15 protein-coding genes, 1 tRNA gene and 1 pseudogene are annotated in these 19198 nt (G+C 51.0%); 10 read left to right on the top strand and 7 right to left on the bottom strand.

Going from position 1 to position 19198, the window contains the following annotated elements; translation table 11 throughout:
- Positions 1-40 precede the first annotated feature (40 nt).
- Positions 41-535, bottom strand: coding sequence for a leucine-responsive transcriptional regulator Lrp (gene lrp, locus BHE85_RS21530; protein ID WP_000228473.1), 495 nt, complete (start codon positions 533-535; stop codon positions 41-43).
- A gap of 544 nt (positions 536-1079) precedes the next feature.
- Here lrp and trxB point away from each other — a divergent pair.
- The 6 genes from trxB (at position 1080) to BHE85_RS21500 (ending at position 7246) form a co-directional block, all read left to right on the top strand.
- Positions 1080-2045, top strand: coding sequence for a thioredoxin-disulfide reductase (gene trxB / locus BHE85_RS21525; protein ID WP_000537418.1), 966 nt, complete (start codon positions 1080-1082; stop codon positions 2043-2045).
- A gap of 122 nt (positions 2046-2167) precedes the next feature.
- Entirely contained in the window at positions 2168-3934 is a 1767-nt protein-coding gene (gene cydD, locus BHE85_RS21520; protein ID WP_001043572.1) for a heme ABC transporter permease/ATP-binding protein CydD, read from the top strand.
- Complete coding sequence (gene cydC, locus BHE85_RS21515; protein WP_039064029.1) at positions 3935-5656, top strand: heme ABC transporter ATP-binding protein/permease CydC; 1722 nt, start codon at positions 3935-3937, stop codon at positions 5654-5656.
- A 41-nt stretch (positions 5657-5697) separates the two neighbouring features.
- A complete protein-coding gene (gene aat, locus BHE85_RS21510) occupies positions 5698-6402 on the top strand; it encodes a leucyl/phenylalanyl-tRNA--protein transferase (protein ID WP_039064028.1) in 705 nt (234 codons plus the stop codon).
- Between the two features lie 284 nt (positions 6403-6686).
- A complete protein-coding gene (gene infA / locus BHE85_RS21505) occupies positions 6687-6905 on the top strand; it encodes a translation initiation factor IF-1 (RefSeq protein ID WP_001040187.1) in 219 nt (72 codons plus the stop codon).
- Between the two features lie 253 nt (positions 6906-7158).
- Positions 7159-7246, top strand: a tRNA-Ser gene (locus BHE85_RS21500).
- Between the two features lie 343 nt (positions 7247-7589).
- Here BHE85_RS21500 and clpA read toward each other — a convergent pair.
- The 3 genes and pseudogenes from clpA to yljB all read right to left on the bottom strand — a co-directional run bounded on the left by clpA (position 7590) and on the right by yljB (position 10389).
- Positions 7590-9865, bottom strand: a pseudogene (gene clpA, locus BHE85_RS21490) (ATP-dependent Clp protease ATP-binding subunit ClpA).
- A 30-nt stretch (positions 9866-9895) separates the two neighbouring features.
- Positions 9896-10216, bottom strand: coding sequence for an ATP-dependent Clp protease adapter ClpS (clpS, locus tag BHE85_RS21485; protein ID WP_000520781.1), 321 nt, complete (start codon positions 10214-10216; stop codon positions 9896-9898).
- A 98-nt stretch (positions 10217-10314) separates the two neighbouring features.
- Positions 10315-10389, bottom strand: a complete 75-nt coding sequence (gene yljB / locus BHE85_RS27865) for a protein YljB (RefSeq protein ID WP_001406719.1) — start codon at positions 10387-10389, stop codon at positions 10315-10317.
- A gap of 149 nt (positions 10390-10538) precedes the next feature.
- Between yljB and cspD the strand changes: the two genes are divergently transcribed.
- A complete protein-coding gene (cspD, locus tag BHE85_RS21480; protein WP_000410785.1) occupies positions 10539-10763 on the top strand; it encodes a cold shock-like protein CspD in 225 nt (74 codons plus the stop codon).
- 72 nt (positions 10764-10835) lie between these two features.
- On the opposite strand, the gene macB is transcribed toward cspD, so the two are convergent.
- On the bottom strand, positions 10836-12782 hold the full coding sequence (gene macB / locus BHE85_RS21475) for a macrolide ABC transporter ATP-binding protein/permease MacB (protein WP_000188170.1): 1947 nt from the start codon (positions 12780-12782) through the stop codon (positions 10836-10838).
- Positions 12779-13894 carry a macrolide transporter subunit MacA gene (gene macA, locus BHE85_RS21470; RefSeq protein ID WP_000746450.1) on the bottom strand — a complete coding sequence of 372 codons (1116 nt, stop codon included), beginning with the start codon at positions 13892-13894 and terminating at the stop codon, positions 12779-12781. The genes macB and macA overlap by 4 nt, the downstream gene beginning before the upstream one ends.
- Positions 13895-14044: 150 nt before the next feature.
- On the opposite strand from macA, the gene BHE85_RS21465 reads away from it, so the two are divergent.
- The gene (locus BHE85_RS21465) at positions 14045-15001 is read left to right on the top strand and encodes a VirK/YbjX family protein (protein WP_005112899.1); all 957 of its coding nucleotides are present in this window, start codon (positions 14045-14047) and stop codon (positions 14999-15001) included.
- On the opposite strand, the gene BHE85_RS21460 is transcribed toward BHE85_RS21465, so the two are convergent.
- Complete coding sequence (locus tag BHE85_RS21460; protein WP_000599805.1) at positions 14998-16656, bottom strand: ATP-dependent endonuclease; 1659 nt, start codon at positions 16654-16656, stop codon at positions 14998-15000. The genes BHE85_RS21465 and BHE85_RS21460 overlap by 4 nt on opposite strands.
- 425 nt (positions 16657-17081) lie before the next feature.
- Here BHE85_RS21460 and aqpZ point away from each other — a divergent pair, with 425 nt between their 5' ends.
- Positions 17082-17777: an aquaporin Z gene (aqpZ, locus tag BHE85_RS21455; protein ID WP_004982384.1), complete on the top strand. Its 696-nt coding sequence runs from the start codon at positions 17082-17084 to the stop codon at positions 17775-17777.
- Positions 17778-18270: 493 nt separating this feature from the next.
- A complete protein-coding gene (gene lysO, locus BHE85_RS21450) occupies positions 18271-19170 on the top strand; it encodes an L-lysine exporter LysO (protein ID WP_000491142.1) in 900 nt (299 codons plus the stop codon).
- Positions 19171-19198: the final 28 nt, after the last annotated feature.

Here is a 19198-nt window from a genome sequence, read left to right as displayed (position 1 = left end):
GAGTGTAATCAAAATACGCCGATTTTGCACCTGTTCCGTGTTAGCGCGTCTTAATAACCAGACGATTACTCTGCTTGACTTCTTCCATAACAACGTATGTCCGTGTGTCATTGACGCCAGGCAGACGCAGCAGGGTTTCCCCCAGCAACTTACGGTAAGCTGACATATCCGGCACGCGTGTTTTCAACAGGTAGTCGAAATCACCAGATACTAAATGACACTCCTGAATTTCTTCAAGTTTTTGTACAGCGGTATTGAATTGTTCAAACACATCCGGTGCGCCACGATTCAGAGTAATCTCAACGAATACCAGAAGTGATGCATCCAGATAATGGGGGTTAAGCAGCGCCGTATAGCCCTGAATAAACCCTTGTCTTTCCAGCCGACGCACACGCTCAAGGCACGGCGTTGGGGAAAGTCCCACACGTTTAGAAAGCTCGACGTTAGAAATACGCCCATCCTTTTGCAACTCATTAAGAATGTTACGATCGATACGGTCGAGATCTTTGCCAGGGCGCTTCTTGCTATCTACCATTATTATTGTCTCTCTGTATTCCTTCCCTACTCCTGTCTGACCCTGAAACATCACTGTTCAGAGTCGCTACCCGTCACGATAGACCGAAATCATGAAGATTCACGGCGCGCAATGCCTGGGTCTACGGTGAGAAGACCGTTGCCTTGTGGCAGCTATCGACATCACGAATGGCGTCTGTCCACGCCATACGTAGATTTCACTAGCACGGTAAACATGGTATTTACATGCATGGTTATGCGCATATAAGAATACTGTTTTTTTTCTTCCTCGAATGTTTTCGCAAAACACCAGGGGATTGTCAAAGCAAAACATCGATTTTTAGTACAACATGCCAGATATTCATTAACAGGGGCGTTTATTCATCATTTAATCAGCTTATAAAGCGGGAAATTTAAGTAGCAGAGGTGATAATGACGGGAGAATTTGACCTGCTTATCGATGCTGCCGATTGCACAAATTGTTAACAAAATCGTCATACTCTTTTTTTACGTCAGTAAATTCCCTACAATCCTGCCCATTGTCTGCCAACAACTATGGGGATCTCATGGGCACGACCAAACACAGTAAACTGCTTATCCTGGGTTCAGGCCCGGCGGGATACACCGCTGCTGTCTATGCGGCGCGCGCCAACCTGCAACCTGTGCTGATTACCGGCATGGAAAAAGGCGGCCAACTGACCACCACCACAGAAGTGGAAAACTGGCCTGGCGATCCAAACGATCTGACCGGTCCGTTATTAATGGAGCGCATGCACGAACATGCCACCAAATTTGAAACTGAAATCATTTTTGATCATATCAACAAGGTGGATCTGCAAAACCGTCCGTTCCGTCTGAATGGCGATAACGGCGAATACACTTGCGACGCGCTGATTATTGCCACCGGAGCTTCTGCACGCTATCTCGGCCTGCCCTCTGAAGAAGCCTTTAAAGGCCGTGGGGTTTCTGCTTGTGCAACCTGCGACGGTTTCTTCTATCGCAACCAGAAAGTTGCGGTCATCGGCGGCGGCAATACCGCGGTTGAAGAGGCGTTGTATCTGTCTAACATCGCTTCGGAAGTACATCTGATTCACCGCCGTGACGGTTTCCGCGCGGAAAAAATCCTCATTAAGCGTCTGATGGATAAAGTGGAGAACGGCAACATCATTCTGCACACCAACCGGACGCTGGAAGAAGTGACCGGCGATCAAATGGGTGTCACTGGCGTTCGTCTGCGCGATACGCAAAACAGCGATAACATCGAATCACTCGACGTTGCCGGTCTGTTTGTTGCTATCGGTCACAGCCCGAATACTGCCATTTTCGAAGGGCAGCTGGAACTGGAAAACGGCTACATCAAAGTACAGTCGGGTATTCATGGTAATGCCACCCAGACCAGCATTCCTGGCGTCTTTGCCGCGGGTGACGTGATGGATCATATTTATCGTCAGGCCATTACTTCGGCCGGTACAGGCTGCATGGCAGCACTTGATGCGGAACGCTACCTCGATGGTTTAGCTGACGCAAAATAATTTTACAAATCAGTAACAAAAGTAAAGAAGGCGACACCTTGCGACTATGGGTCGCCTTTATTTTTTCCCCGTTGTAACATTGCTCTGCAAATAATTCTGATAACTCACCTGCTAAGCGTGCAATGAATAAATCTCGTCAAAAAGAGTTAACCCGCTGGTTAAAACAGCAAAGCGTCATCTCCCAACGTTGGCTGAATATTTCTCGTCTGCTGGGCTTTGTGAGCGGCATATTGATCATTGCCCAGGCCTGGTTCATGGCGCGAATTCTGCAACATATGATTATGGAGAATATTCCCCGTGAAGCCCTGCTGCTTCCCTTTACGTTACTGGTTCTGACCTTTGTACTGCGCGCATGGGTGGTCTGGTTACGCGAACGGGTGGGTTATCACGCCGGGCAGCATATCCGCTTTGCCATCCGCCGGCAGGTTCTCGACCGTCTGCAACAAGCAGGGCCAGCGTGGATTCAGGGTAAACCTGCGGGGAGCTGGGCGACGCTGGTACTCGAGCAAATTGACGATATGCATGATTACTATGCACGCTACCTGCCGCAAATGGCGCTGGCAGTGTCGGTGCCGTTGCTGATTGTGGTGGCAATCTTCCCCTCAAACTGGGCTGCGGCGCTCATTCTGCTGGGCACTGCACCGTTAATTCCGTTGTTTATGGCGCTGGTTGGAATGGGGGCTGCCGATGCTAACCGACGTAACTTTCTCGCTCTTGCTCGCTTAAGTGGGCATTTCCTCGATCGCCTGCGCGGCATGGAAACATTGCGTATTTTTGGTCGTGGTGAAGCTGAAATTGAAAGTATTCGTTCTGCTTCGGAAGATTTCCGCCAACGGACAATGGAAGTGCTACGGCTGGCATTTTTATCCTCCGGCATTCTCGAATTTTTTACCTCGCTGTCAATTGCTCTGGTGGCGGTCTACTTTGGTTTTTCCTATCTTGGCGAGCTGGATTTTGGTCACTACGATACTGGCGTGACGCTGGCTGCGGGTTTTCTGGCCCTGATCCTTGCGCCAGAGTTTTTCCAGCCATTACGCGATCTCGGTACGTTTTATCATGCTAAAGCCCAGGCTGTTGGTGCAGCTGACAGTCTGAAAACGTTTATGGAAACCCCGCTCGCCCATCCGCAGTGTGGCGAGGTGGAATTAGCATCGACCGATCCGGTGACCATTGAGGCCGAGGATCTGTTTATCACGTCGCCGGAAGGTAAAACGCTGGCCGGACCGCTGAACTTTACTTTGCCAGCAGGCCAACGTGCCGTGTTGGTTGGTCGCAGCGGTTCAGGTAAAAGTTCACTGTTGAACGCGCTTTCTGGTTTTCTCTCATATCAGGGATCGCTACGAATCAACGGGATAGAATTACGCGATTTATCACCAGAATCATGGCGTAAACATCTCTCCTGGGTTGGGCAAAATCCACAATTACCGGCAGCAACATTACGGGATAACGTACTACTGGCGCGACCTGATGCCAGCGAACATGAATTACAAGCAGCGCTGGATAACGCCTGGGTCAGCGAGTTTCTACCGCTCCTGCCACAAGGCGTTGATACGCCTGTTGGCGACCAGGCTGCCCGCCTTTCCGTGGGGCAGGCGCAGCGCGTGGCGGTGGCCCGTGCGTTACTAAATCCCTGTTCGCTATTACTGTTGGATGAACCCGCTGCCAGCCTTGATGCTCACAGTGAACAGCGCGTAATGGAGGCGCTGAATGCCGCCTCTCTGCGCCAGACAACGTTAATGGTCACCCACCAGTTAGAAGATCTTGCTGACTGGGATGTCATTTGGGTTATGCAGGATGGCCGGATTATTGAGCAAGGACGTTACGCGGAATTAAGTGTGGCTGGTGGCCCATTCGCCACATTACTGGCCCATCGTCAGGAGGAGATTTAAATGCGCGCTTTGCTACCCTATCTAGCACTGTATAAACGTCATAAATGGATGTTAAGTCTTGGTATTGTGCTGGCAATTGTGACGCTGCTCGCCAGTATCGGACTGTTGACACTTTCCGGCTGGTTCCTCTCGGCCTCAGCGGTTGCGGGGGTTGCCGGACTGTACAGCTTCAACTATATGCTACCCGCTGCGGGCGTGCGTGGTGCCGCAATCACCCGTACTGCCGGGCGTTATTTTGAACGTCTGGTAAGTCACGACGCGACTTTCCGCGTGTTGCAGCATCTGCGCATTTACACCTTCAGCAAATTGTTGCCCCTCTCCCCTGCCGGACTGGCGCGCTATCGTCAGGGCGAATTGCTCAATCGCGTGGTGGCGGATGTTGATACGCTCGATCATCTTTACCTGCGCGTTATCTCGCCGCTGGTGGGCGCTTTTGTGGTGATTATGATGGTGACAATCGGGTTAAGTTTCCTTGATTTCACCCTCGCCTTTACGCTGGGCGGCATTATGTTACTGACGCTTTTCCTGATGCCACCGCTGTTTTATCGTGCGGGAAAAAGCACCGGGCAAAATCTGACTCATCTTCGCGGACAGTATCGCCAACAACTGACGGCCTGGCTGCAAGGGCAAGCTGAGCTGACCATTTTTGGTGCCAGCGATCGTTATCGCACGCAACTAGAGAATACAGAAATTCAATGGCTGGAAGCGCAACGCCGTCAATCTGAACTGACCGCATTGTCGCAAGCGATAATGCTGCTCATTGGCGCGTTAGCGGTGATCCTGATGCTGTGGATGGCGTCTGGCGGCGTTGGCGGCAATGCTCAACCCGGCGCGTTAATTGCCCTGTTTGTCTTCTGCGCGTTAGCCGCGTTTGAAGCACTGGCACCAGTAACGGGTGCATTTCAGCATCTGGGGCAAGTCATTGCCTCTGCCGTTCGGATCACTGATTTAACGGATCAAAAACCGGAAGTCACCTTCCCTGATACCCAAACTCGTGTTGCCGATCGCGTTTCGCTGACATTACGGGATGTTCAGTTCACTTATCCGGAGCAATCCCAACAGGCACTTAAAGGGATTTCTCTTCAGGTAAACGCCGGGGAACATATTGCGATTCTCGGGCGAACCGGATGCGGCAAATCAACACTGTTACAACTGCTGACCCGCGCTTGGGACCCGCAACAGGGCGAGATTTTGCTTAACGATAGCCCCATAGCCAGCCTGAATGAAGCGGCTCTACGACAGACCATCAGCGTTGTTCCTCAGCGAGTGCATCTGTTTAGCGCCACGCTGCGTGATAATCTGTTACTCGCCTCGCCTGGCAGTAGTGATGAGGCTCTGGCGGAGAGCTTGCGTCGCGTTGGTCTGGAGAAGCTGCTCGAGGATGCAGGTCTCAACAGTTGGTTAGGTGAAGGCGGACGCCAGCTCTCCGGTGGTGAACTGCGCCGTCTGGCTATCACCCGTGCGCTGTTACATGATGCGCCACTGGTGTTGCTGGATGAACCTACCGAAGGCTTAGATGCCACAACCGAAAGCCAGATCCTTGAATTGCTTGCAGAAATGATGCGTGAGAAAACGGTGTTAATGGTCACCCATCGACTTCGCGGACTCTCTCGTTTCCAACAAATAATAGTGATGGACAACGGGCAAATTATTGAGCAAGGTACTCACGCAGAGCTGCTTGCCAGACAGGGGCGTTATTACCAGTTCAAGCAGGGTTTGTAAGCTATTATTGAACGATCCGACTTGCGTGGAGTTTTGCGGTCATGCGCCTGGTTCAGCTTTCTCGCCATTCAATAGCCTTCCCTTCCCCGGAAGGCGCATTACGTGAGCCTAACGGCCTGCTGGCACTTGGGGGCGATCTTAGCCCTGCGCGCCTGTTAATGGCTTACCAGCGTGGTATTTTTCCGTGGTTTTCTCCAGGCGACCCCATCCTCTGGTGGTCGCCCGATCCCCGCGCGGTGCTATGGCCAGAATCACTGCATATCAGCCGTAGTATGAAGCGATTTCATAAACGCTCGCCCTATCGTGTCACGATGAATTACGCTTTTGGTCAGGTCATTGAAGGCTGTGCCAGCGATCGCGAAGAAGGAACCTGGATCACGCGTGGCGTGGTCGAAGCCTACCATCGCCTTCACGAACTCGGCCATGCCCACTCCATTGAAGTCTGGCGTGAAGATGAGCTTGTCGGCGGTATGTACGGCGTGGCCCAGGGAACGCTATTTTGTGGCGAGTCCATGTTCAGCCGGATGGAAAATGCGTCTAAAACGGCGCTTCTGGTATTCTGTAAGGAATTTATCGGTCATGGCGGTAAGCTTATCGACTGCCAGGTCCTTAACGATCACACAGCATCGCTTGGTGCCTGCGAAATTCCCCGCCGGGATTACCTTAATTATCTCAATCAAATGCGCCTCGGACGATTGCCGAATAATTTCTGGGTACCACGATGCTTGTTTTCACCACAAGAATGAATGTTTTCGGCACATTTCTCCCCAGAGTGTTATAATTGCGGTCGCAGAGTTGGTTACGCTCATTACCCCGCTGCCGATAAGGAATTTTTCGCGTCAGGTAACGCCCATCGTTTATCTCACCGCTCCCTTATACGTTGCGCTTTTGGTGCGGCTTAGCCGTGTGTTTTCGGAGTAATGTGCCGAACCTGTTTGTTGCGATTTAGCGCGCAAATCTTTACTTATTTACAGAACTTCGGCATTATCTTGCCGGTTCAAATTACGGTAGTGATACCCCAGAGGATTAGATGGCCAAAGAAGACAATATTGAAATGCAAGGTACCGTTCTTGAAACGTTGCCTAATACCATGTTCCGCGTAGAGTTAGAAAACGGTCACGTGGTTACTGCACACATCTCCGGTAAAATGCGCAAAAACTACATCCGCATCCTGACGGGCGACAAAGTGACTGTTGAACTGACCCCGTACGACCTGAGCAAAGGCCGCATTGTCTTCCGTAGTCGCTGATTGTTTTACCGCCTGATGGGCGAAGAGAAAGAACGAGTAAAAGGTCGGTTTAACCGGCCTTTTTATTTTGTGATATGTATGAAGTACTTTGGAAGTATAAGTCCGTAACTTGTCTCGATGTAGATATACTGCACAACTTGTTTACAGTATGAGCAAACAATAATTATCATTAAAATTCTTCTTGACCGTTTTACTCCAACTCCCTATAGTAGCGCCCCGTTGCCACCCATGAGGTTTGGTAGCAAAACAATTTGGTGAGGTGTCCGAGTGGCTGAAGGAGCACGCCTGGAAAGTGTGTATACGGCAACGTATCGGGGGTTCGAATCCCCCCCTCACCGCCATATTTAAAGAAGAGCTCGTACGAAAGTGCGAGCTTTTTTTTCGCATTTTATCTGTCTGTACGGCAGTGAACATGGTGGGCGGGTGGAGTATGTTACCTGTGAATTTCTAAGCTGCCTGTACGGCAGTGAACTCAAATACTACACGTTTAGCCCGTTGTAAATAAAGCAAAACCATCCCATTCTCCTGCAGCACCCTTTTTTATCCTTACCTTCCCGCAGCACTAATTATCAACAACTTACCATCATCATTAAAAAAAGGGTCTGAACCTCCTCCACCCCATAAACAAAAAGTCCGTAACCTCTTTCGAGATTACGGACTTGACCAACCTACCTAACAATCAGATTAATGCGCTGCTTCCGCCTTGTGCTTTTGTGCACTCTGGAATCCGTAAGTCAGCTCATTTTTCTCTTTATCCAGCGCGACGGTGACCTGACCGCCGTCCACCAGCGAACCAAACAGCAGTTCGTTGGCGAGCGTTTTTTTCAGGTTGTCCTGGATGACACGCGCCATCGGACGTGCGCCCATTGCCCGGTCGTAACCTTTCTCGGCCAGCCAGTTACGCGCTTCCTGGCTCACTTCCAGAGAAACACCTTTCTGATCCAGCTGAACCTGCAACTCGACGATGAATTTATCCACCACCTGATGGATCACGTCAGTTGACAGATGATCGAACCAGATAATGTTGTCGAGACGGTTACGGAATTCCGGTGTAAAGATCTTCTTGATCTCTTCCATCGCATCGGTGCTGTTATCCTGGTGGATAAGACCAATGGATTTACGCTCAGTTTCACGTACCCCGGCGTTGGTGGTCATCACCAGCACCACGTTACGGAAGTCCGCTTTGCGTCCGTTGTTATCGGTCAGCGTACCGTTGTCCATCACCTGCAACAGAATATTGAACACGTCCGGATGCGCTTTCTCGATTTCGTCCAGCAACAGCACCGCATGTGGATGCTTGATGACCGCATCAGTCAGCAAACCTCCCTGATCAAAACCAACGTATCCCGGAGGCGCACCAATCAGACGGCTGACGGTATGGCGTTCCATATACTCGGACATATCAAAGCGCAGCAGCTCAATGCCCAACGCTTTCGAAAGCTGTACCGTCACCTCTGTTTTCCCGACCCCGGTAGGGCCGGCAAACAGGAACGAACCAACCGGTTTATGTTCGTGACCTAAACCTGCACGCGCCATCTTAATGGCTTCAGTCAGCGCCTCAATGGCTTTATCCTGACCGAAGACCAGCATTTTCAGGCGATCGCGAGGTTTTTCAGGGTATCGCGGTCACTCTGAGAAACACTCTTCTCTGGAATGCGCGCAATACGGGCCACCACGGACTCAATATCCGCCACATTAACGGTTTTCTTGCGTTTGCTTACCGGCATCAGGCGTGCGCGAGCGCCCGCTTCGTCGATAACGTCAATGGCTTTATCCGGCAGATGACGATCGTTAATGTATTTCACCGCCAGCTCTACCGCTGCACGCACCGCTTTTGCGGTATAACGCACGTCGTGGTGCGCTTCATACTTCGGTTTCAGGCCATTGATGATTTGAACAGTTTCTTCGATCGACGGTTCAGTAATATCAATTTTCTGGAAGCGACGCGCCAGAGCACGGTCTTTCTCGAAAATGTTGCTGAACTCCTGATAGGTTGTCGAACCAATTACGCGAATTTTACCGCTGGAGAGCAACGGTTTGATCAGGTTAGCCGCATCGACCTGGCCACCAGACGCTGCACCCGCACCGATAATGGTGTGGATCTCATCAATAAACAGGATGCTGTTAGTGTCCTGCTCCAGCTGCTTGAGCAACGCTTTAAAACGTTTTTCAAAGTCGCCGCGATATTTAGTGCCCGCTAACAGAGAACCGATATCGAGAGAGTAAATCGTACAGTCAGCCATCACTTCCGGCACATCGCCCTGAACAATTCGCCAGGCAAGACCTTCCGCAATCGCGGTTTTACCGACACCAGATTCCCCCACCAGCAGCGGGTTGTTTTTACGGCGACGGCAGAGAACCTGAATAGCACGCTCCAGCTCCTTCTCACGACCAATCAGTGGGTCGATTCCGCCCACGCGCGCAAGCTGATTCAGGTTCGTCGTGAAATTCTCCATACGTTCCTCCCCACCAGCTTGTTCTTCGCTGTTTGGCTGGCTGCCAGGATCAGAAGACTGTGTCGGCTCGTCTTTACGCGTGCCATGAGAGATAAAGTTCACCACATCGAGACGGCTGACTTCATGTTTACGCAACAGATATGCCGCCTGCGACTCCTGTTCGCTAAAGATAGCGACCAGAACGTTTGCACCGGTTACCTCATTGCGACCGGAGGACTGGACATGGAAGACCGCACGTTGCAGTACACGCTGAAAACTCAGCGTCGGCTGTGTGTCGCGCTCCTCTTCACTGGCAGGCAGAACGGGTGTGGTTTGTTCAATAAAGGCTTCCAGTTCCTGACGGAGCGCAACCAAATCCACAGAACACGCTTCCAGCGCCTCCCGGGCAGATGGGTTACTGAGCAGCGCCAGTAACAAGTGCTCGACGGTCATAAACTCATGACGGTGCTCGCGCGCTCTGGCGAAAGCCATATTTAAACTGAGTTCCAGTTCTTGATTGAGCATAGGCACCTCCCCCAATTTTTATGCCTGCATTCAGGCTTTTTCTAGCGTACACAGCAATGGATGCTCATTCTCCCTCGCGTACTTGTTCACCATCGCCACTTTGGTTTCTGCAACCTCGGCGGTAAAGACTCCGCAAATGGCCTTCCCCTGGTAGTGAACAGCGAGCATCAATTGCGTTGCACGTTCTACATCATAAGAAAAGAATTTTTGTAACACGTCAATAACAAACTCCATCGGAGTGTAATCATCATTGACTAATATCACTTTATACATAGATGGCGGTTTTAGCGCGTCGCGAACTTTTTCTTCCGCCAGTTGATCAAAGTCCAGCCAGTCGTTCGTTTTACCCATTGTCAGTTATCATCTTCGGTTACGGTTATCGGCAGAACGCCCTGCCGCTGACAAGAGCTTATTTGCCTGACCAATCTACTCCACATGATAGATAACTATCATCTATCGTTGGCATCAGCGACATCTGTCACATTCCTGTCAATAGCGTTAACTGCTTCAAATTTTTGATTCATACCTGCCCCCTGGCCCCTGTCAAACGCTTGACGGCTCGCCCTAATTCTCTAAATTGTATTTCTAGAGTTGGCGAGGTTTTGAACAGCCCCCTCTCTGACCCCGGTTTATTCCATCTTACTTGTATAAGATTTGCGAAGGATGTCGAAGCATGGAAAAGGGTACTGTTAAGTGGTTCAACAATGCCAAAGGGTTTGGTTTCATCTGCCCTGAAGGCGGCGGCGAAGATATTTTCGCTCATTATTCCACCATTCAGATGGATGGTTACAGAACGCTAAAAGCTGGACAATCCGTTCAGTTTGATGTCCACCAGGGGCCAAAAGGCAATCACGCCAGTGTTATTGTGCCCGTCGAAGTAGAAGCGGCAGTCGCATAGCTCTTCTGTCTCATTGTGTACATCCTAAAGGCAAAATGCCAGCCCGATCGGCTGGCATTTTTATCTCAAAAATTACTCTCGTACCAGAGCATCTACTGGATCCAGTCGTGCCGCATTTCGTGCGGGTAACCATCCAAATAAAATCCCGGTGGCCGTCGAGCAGAGAAACGCCAGCAGCAGTGCCAACGGTGAAAAACCAATCTCCCAGCCGGGTAAGAAAAGCTGCAAGGTGAAAGCAATTAACAGTGACAGCGTTATTCCCAACGCGCCACCGACCAAGCAAACCAGTACGGCTTCGATCAGGAACTGTTGCAAAACATCGCTTGCTCGCGCACCTACAGCCATGCGAATGCCAATTTCCCGCGTCCGCTCGGTCACTGACACCAGCATAATATTCATTACACCAATACCGCCCACCACCAGCGAAATCACCGCCACCAGCGTCAGAAACAGTTGTAAAGTACGTGTGGTCTTTTCAACAGTTTTCAAGACGCCGTCCATGTTCCAGGTAAAGAAATCCTTCTTTCCGTGGCGCAGTGAAAGTAAACGCGTGAGTTGCTGTTCCGCCTCGGCGCTGTCAAATCCTTCTTTTACCCTGACAGTAATGGAGTTCAGCCACGACTGGCCCATAACTCGCCCGGACATCGTGCTGTAAGGTAGCCAGACACGCAGCACTTTACTGCTACCAAACATCGACTGTTTTTCTTCCGCCACACCAATGACTCTGGCGGGCATATTGCCGACCAGAATCACCTCGCCAACCACATCTGCTTTATGGGGGAAAAGCTGGCGGCGAGTATTACTGTCGAGAACCACGACCTGCGCACGACCGTTCAGCTGCTCCTGATTAAAGGTGTTTCCTTCACTGAAGGTCATGCCATAGACATTAAAATAATCGCCGCTCACGCCATTGGCACTGGCAGCAACATCAACATTGTTATAACGCAGGCGCAGGTTTTGCGAGACGGCAGGTGTGGCTGAGGCGACCCACGGTTGTTTTTGGATGGCGATTAAGTCGTCGTACTTCAGCGCCTGCTGATATTGCGGATCGTCATCGCCAAAATCTTTCCCGGGATAGACATCAATAGTATTCGTACCAATAGAACGAATATCCGCCAGCACCATTTGTTTGGCGGCGTCACCCACCACGACAATGGAAACCACCGACGCAATACCGATAATAATCCCCAGCATGGTCAGTAAAGTACGCATTTTATTCGCTGCCAGCGCCCGCCATGCCATCGTCAGCGCCTCGTTAAAACCGCTGACAAACTGCCGCCAGCCAGACACCGTGTTGACAACAGGCTCCGTCCCGCCAGCAACATTCACTTTTTCAATGGCGGGAGGATTGCGCACAATTTCGCCGTCGCGAATTTCGATCACCCGCTCGGCCTGAGCAGCGACCTGCGGATCGTGGGTGACGATAATCACCATATGCCCGCGATCGCGCAGCTGATGCAGGATCGCCATCACCTCTTCGCCAGAATGGCTGTCCAGTGCGCCGGTTGGTTCATCGGCAAGAATTACCTGACCGCCGTTCATCAATGCCCGCGCGATGCTGACGCGCTGTTGCTGACCACCCGAAAGCTGTGCCGGATAATACTCTGTACGGTCTTCCAGCCCCAGTCGTTGCAGTAACTCCTGGGCGCGAAGCAGCCGCTGTTTCCGCTCAAGACCGGCATAGACGGCGGGTACTTCAACGTTCTGCTCGGCGGTTAAATGCGAAAGTAAATGGTAACGCTGGAAAATAAAGCCGAAATGCTCGCGGCGCAGTTGCGCCAGCGCATCGGCGTCCAGTGTGGCAACATCCTGACCGGCGACGCGATAGGTGCCGCTGGTGGCCTTATCCAGACAGCCGAGAATATTCATCAGGGTCGATTTACCGGAACCTGAAGCGCCAACAATCGCTACCATCTCACCGGCATAAATATCGAGGGTGATGCCCTTCAGCACCTCAACCTGCTCATCACCGGCAGGATAGCTGCGACGAATATCCTTTAATTCGAGCAAAGGCGTCATTGTGCAGCTCCTGGTTTGGCCTCACCAATCACCACTTCATCGCCCGCTTCCAGCCCTTTGACAATCTCAACATCGGTATCGTTACGTGCGCCAATCGTCACTTCACGCTCGCGTGTTTCACCATTACGCAACAATTTGACTTTATAACGATTATCGCCAACCGGATCGCCTAACGCCGACAGAGGGATCGTCAGCACATTTTTCACATCGGTGAGCTGAATATGCACTTGCGCAGTCATATCCAGCCGCAGCAAACCATTGGGGTTGGGGACTTCAAAACGGGCGTAATAGAAAATAGCGTCGTTAACCTTTTCCGGCGTCGGTAGTACATCCTTGATTTGCCCCTCGTAGCGCGTCAGTGGATCGCCAAGCACCGTAAACCAAGCTTTTTGCCCCGGCTTCAGGTGGATTACATCCGCTTCAGAAACCTGCGCTTTTACCAGCATGGTGCTCATATCTGCCAGCGTCAGAATGTTCGGTGCTTGTTGTGCGGCAATCACCGTCTGGCCTTGCAGAGTGGTGATTTGCGTGACTTCCCCGGCCATCGGGGCAACGATGCGAGTGTAATCGAGATTGGTTTTAGCCGTATCGAGAGAAGCCTGATTGCGCTTGATTTCCGCGTCAATGGTGCCAATTTGCGCCTGTTTCACAGCCATCTCCGTCGCGGCGGTGTCGAGATCCTGCTGTGAAACCGCCTGCGTTTGTGCCAGACGTTGCTGACGGGAATACGTCACCCGCGCCAGTTTCAGCTCCGCTTCCGCCTGCTGCCGCTGCGCACGTAGCTCCATCAGCGTTGCTTCGACCTCCTTAATCTGGTTTTCAGCCTGTTCAGGATCAATAACCCCTAAAAGCTGGTCTTTTTTTACTTTATCGCCAATCGCCACCGACAGAGTTTTCAACTGACCGCTGACCTGCGCGCCCACATCAACCTTACGCAGCGCGTCCAGCTTTCCGGTCGCCAGCACGCTTTGCTGTAAATCACCGGGGCGCACAATCAGTGTCTGATAAGTCGGCACGGGTGCGTTAAGAATTCTCCATAACGTAATCAGTCCGGCGATGACTATCACCAGCGCAATAACGTAACGCTTCTTCACGGTTTTCCGCTTTTTCATAAATATTCTGAATACTCCATATGCCAATCCGGGTCATTAACTTCAACGAAATATCAACAAAACCCTAAAATTTACGTTAGTAATCACACTATTGATGTTTGGTTAAGATACGCAATGGTGAAATCGACGTCATGTATAACCAATGATTTCATGAATATGTCGCAGCTAACTGAACGGACCTTTACGCCATCTGAATCTCTCAGCAGCCTGTCACTTTTTCTTAGTCTGGCACGTGGACAGTGTCGGCCGGGTAAATTCTGGCATCGCCGTAGTTTTCGCCAGAAATTTTTGCTGCGCTCGTTGATTATGCCGCGTTTAAGCGTTGAGTGGATGAACGAACTTTCCCACTGGCCTAATCTCAATGTGTTGTTAACGCGCCAGCCGCGACTGCCTGTGCGTCTGCATCGCCCTTACCTTGCGGCGAATCTTAGCCGTAAGCAATTGCTGGAGGCGTTACGTTACCATTATGCGTTACTCCGCGGATGTATGTCGGCGGAAGAATTCAGCTTATATTTGAATACCCCCGGGCTGCAACTGGCGAAGCTGGAAGGCAAAAACGGCGAGCAGTTCACGCTTAAGCTGACCATGATGATCTCAATGGATAAAGAAGGTGACAGCACAATCCTGTTTCGCAACAGCGAAGGTATTCCTCTGGCAGAGATCACGTTTACCCTGTGTGAATATCAGGGGAAAAGAACGATGTTTATTGGCGGACTGCAAGGCGCAAAATGGGAAATTCCACATCAGGAAATCCAGAATGCGACGAAAGCCTGCCACGGGCTATTTCCCAAACGCCTCGTGATGGAAGCGGCCTGTCTGTTTGCCCAACGTTTGCAGGTAGAGCAGATTATTGCCGTCAGCAATGAAACGCATATTTACCGCAGCCTGCGTTATCGCGATAAAGAAGGCAAGATCCACGCTGATTACAACGCTTTCTGGGAATCGGTTGGCGGCGTATGTGATGCTGAACGCCATTACCGCCTTCCAGCACAGATAGCACGAAAAGAGATTGCCGAAATCGCCAGTAAAAAACGGGCTGAATACCGTCGGCGCTATGAGATGCTCGACGCTATTCAGCCACAAATGGCCACGATGTTTCGCGGTTAATCCGCGCGACCGCGCGCCAGCCACAGCACGCGTGAGAACATTTTTTTCAGCAGCGTCGGTACGGAGTCCACACCACGACGTCCTGCCTCTATTGCCACTTCAATGGCAAGATCGGGTTTGGAAGAGCGATGGATCGCTTTCGAGATAATTTTGCGTAGATTCATCGGTACATTTTCCGGGATTTGCGCCACGCGGTGGAACACATCGGAAAATCCCTGGCGATACATAAAATGTTCCATATCCAGCGCCGGTAACGCCGTTAAATGTTCTCGTTCGGCTTCCCGATCGTTATTCAACAGGCTGCGTACCGTAGCGGCATATTTCTTCCCTGCTTCATCGCCATCGACCAGTACATGCCATTCAATCCCCATTCGGCGGGCAAATTTAACCAGTGGCTTTAGCCCGGACTGGGCAAACTCAATGACCTTGATCCCTTCGGCATCAAAATGATGTCCGCACTGACGCGCCAGTTCATTGATAACCCAGGTTTCCGTTTCCCCTTCCACCAGCAACCAGCAGCGTGCAAACAGCGATGACGGACGGTTAAAACGAATGTGAAAGGATATGCGTCGGCTATCTTCGGTACTCAAGCCACTCGGCCCCAGACGCCAGGCGGCAACGCGCGAGGACTCACGTACCAGTCGGCAAACATGCTCTACCGGCGTTAACGAAAGCAACTCACCCGAGTTGGTGGTGGCAATGCGCTGCAATGGCAGAAGATTCAACAGATGCCAGGCAACTGAAAGCATAATGGGGTGTAAACGGGTTTCTGGATCTTCGATCAGCAACAATGGACGCGCGTCTTTATCCAGTCTCAATGTGCCTTTTGCCTGCAATAAAGTAGCAAACAGGCCGAGCAAAATAACCCGATACGAGCGCCCTCCAGGTCGGTCAATCATCCGGTTGATGATGTCCAGATAGCGCCAGCTTCGTTGCTCATTGCTGGCCCGCCGCCGCATTAAACGATATCGCGCCTGTCCGGCCCCCTGCTCAGAGAAATAATGCTCAAGCAGCTGTACCATTGCGGAAAGTCCCTGACGAATCTGCCCATCAGAGAGATTTTGCGGATGTGAGGATAACTCACGGGCGAGGAAATCGAGCTGGCGCGCGGTGACTTCCACATTAGGGACATTTGGCACCGTGCCGTTACGAATACGGCGCATAAAACGGGCATCACGCAAGCGCAGCACCGGCATTAAACGCACCAGATGGCGTGCCTGATCGTTAATATCCTCGACATCAATCGGATGTCCGTCTTTATCGAGAAAACTGCGCAGTGTCATCACGCTGCCGTCTTCCGCACTCTCCCCTTCCAGACGATAAAAAATACGGTGATAGCCATCGGTGCATGGCGTCCAGCACGCTTCCAGCGGCCGATAACGGCGAACCCGATGTCGGCCTGGCAGCGATTCGCGGAAGGTCAAAATAATATGCAGATGATGTTCTCGCCCGTTGATATCTCCCGGCGGGAACCAGAAATCGTCGCGCTCAAAATGGTAGAGATCTGATTCTGGCGATAGCAGCAGGGTTAAGGCGTCCAGCAAGCTGGATTTACCCCACGCGTTCTCCCCAATCAGGACGTTGTTTTGTTCCAGCATCAACGACAAACGGTTGATACCGCGAAAACCCACAATTTCAACGCGCTCAAGAATCATATCCCCTCCAGAAATATGTGACTTATCCTTTACGCTGGCAGTATAACGGGAAAGGCCTTGCTAATACGTGATGACATCACATTTAAGCATGGCAAATGTCTGAAAAATGAGCGAATAATCGCGTTATACTCCCTCTTGCTGATAAGTCTGCAAAAACAACAAAATCAAATAATTAGCATGATATATTATTTTTTATTACGCCTAAAGGATTAAATCTTTTGCGTGCACTACACTGTCAATCAGACAAATGACTATATGGGGCAACCCGCTGTTGCCCTAAATCAAATTTACTGGATTTATTTATCTGGTGAATGACTCGCCTTCGTTTTTAAAATAGCCGCGCATTATTTCCGTCGTCATTTTTTTACGACGACCCTATAAAACGACCATATTTTTCACAGGGTCAATTTTTAATTGAGGTGGATATGTTCAGAAAATTAGCAGCTGAATGTTTTGGTACTTTCTGGCTTGTTTTTGGTGGCTGTGGTAGTGCTGTACTGGCCGCAGGCTTCCCGGAATTAGGCATTGGTTTTGCCGGCGTGGCGTTGGCGTTCGGTCTGACCGTTCTGACGATGGCCTTTGCTGTTGGTCATATTTCTGGTGGTCATTTTAACCCGGCGGTCACTATTGGTTTATGGGCTGGCGGACGTTTTCCGGCAAAAGAAGTCGTTGGCTACGTAATTGCCCAGGTTGTCGGCGGTATTGTTGCAGCGGCGCTGCTGTATTTAATTGCCAGTGGTAAAACGGGTTTTGACGCGGCAGCCAGCGGTTTTGCTTCTAACGGTTATGGCGAGCATTCACCAGGCGGTTATTCCATGCTTTCCGCGCTGGTAGTTGAACTGGTATTGAGTGCAGGTTTCCTGTTGGTGATCCACGGCGCAACCGCCAAATTCGCGCCGGCAGGTTTTGCGCCGATCGCTATTGGTCTGGCCTTAACCCTGATTCACTTAATTAGTATTCCGGTGACTAACACTTCTGTTAACCCGGCGCGCAGCACCGCGGTTGCTATCTTCCAGGGCGGCTGGGCATTAGAACAACTGTGGTTCTTCTGGGTGGTGCCAATTGTCGGCGGCATTATCGGTGGTCTGATTTACCGGACCCTGCTGGAAAAGCGTGATTAATTAACGCAGAAGGCCTAGCGTAATGTCAGGCTTTTTTTAAGATGTTGTTATATGTTGATTCATCATCTTGTTGCGCTCCTTTCATGAGCTAAGCCACATATTGCCACTGGCGCAAGGAGCGCGCAGGGGGCGGCCAATCGCCGCCGCCCCCTGCCCCCCCGGGCTCTGGCGAACAAAATCGCCGCTGCGCGGTGCCCTCGACTTATCCCTTACGGCTACCGGGTCGGGCGCGAGGTAACATCCCTGTAAAACGCGCCCTCAGCCCACATCCATGTGGGCTGCCCCGGCCTTCAGGGAACGCCTCGGCGATTTTGACGCCACCAACATCGGTGCAGTTTGTAATTAAAGCGCAAGAATATCTTTAAATGAAAACGAATACTCTACTGCTCCTTATGCATAACATTTCCTTTTAATTGCAACTTTACTCGTCCTTCCGCTTTCAGTAGTGTGTCATCGCGCATTTCGACTTCATCTTTGCAAGGACTGGGTTTTCATGTTTTCTGGGCTGTTAATCATTCTGGTTCCCCTGATTGTGGGTTACCTCATTCCGCTTCGCCAACAAGCTGCGTTAAAAGTTATTAATCAGCTATTAAGCTGGATGGTTTACCTTATTCTCTTTTTTATGGGTATCAGTCTGGCGTTTCTCGATAACCTCGCCAGTAACCTGTTGGCGATTCTGCATTATTCTGCCGTCAGTATTACCGTTATTTTACTGTGTAATATTGCCGCCCTGATGTGGCTGGAGCGAGGCCTGCCGTGGCGCAACCACCATCAGCAAGAAAAACTCCCGTCGCGTATTGCGATGGCGCTGGAGTCGCTAAAACTGTGCGGCGTAGTAGTGATTGGTTTTGCCATTGGTCTGAGTGGACTGGCTTTCTTACAACACGCGACCGAAGCCAGTGAATACACGTTAATTTTGCTACTTTTCCTCGTTGGTATTCAGTTGCGCAATAATGGCATGACCTTAAAGCAGATTGTCCTTAATCGCCGGGGAATGATTGTCGCCGTGGTGGTGGTTGTCAGTTCATTAATTGGTGGTTTAATTAACGCCTTTATTCTTGATCTCCCCATCAATACCGCGCTGGCAATGGCCTCCGGTTTCGGCTGGTATTCTCTTTCCGGTATTTTATTGACCGAATCTTTTGGTCCGGTAATCGGGAGCGCGGCGTTTTTTAATGATCTGGCCCGTGAACTGATTGCTATTATGTTGATCCCTGGGCTGATTCGCCGCAGCCGCTCTACTGCACTGGGCTTATGCGGTGCCACATCAATGGATTTCACCCTGCCCGTTCTTCAACGTACTGGCGGGCTGGATATGGTCCCGGCGGCAATTGTTCACGGTTTTATTCTTAGCCTGTTAGTGCCGATCCTCATCGCCTTTTTCTCTGCGTAATACCTCTCTGGCGGTAGATCCCTGCCGC

The organism is Shigella sp. FC1567, assembly GCF_001743015.1.
Lineage (GTDB): Bacteria > Pseudomonadota > Gammaproteobacteria > Enterobacterales > Enterobacteriaceae > Escherichia > Escherichia coli.
The sequence above is the reverse complement of the archived record's forward strand: the minus strand, read 5'-3'. Positions and strand labels throughout refer to the sequence as shown.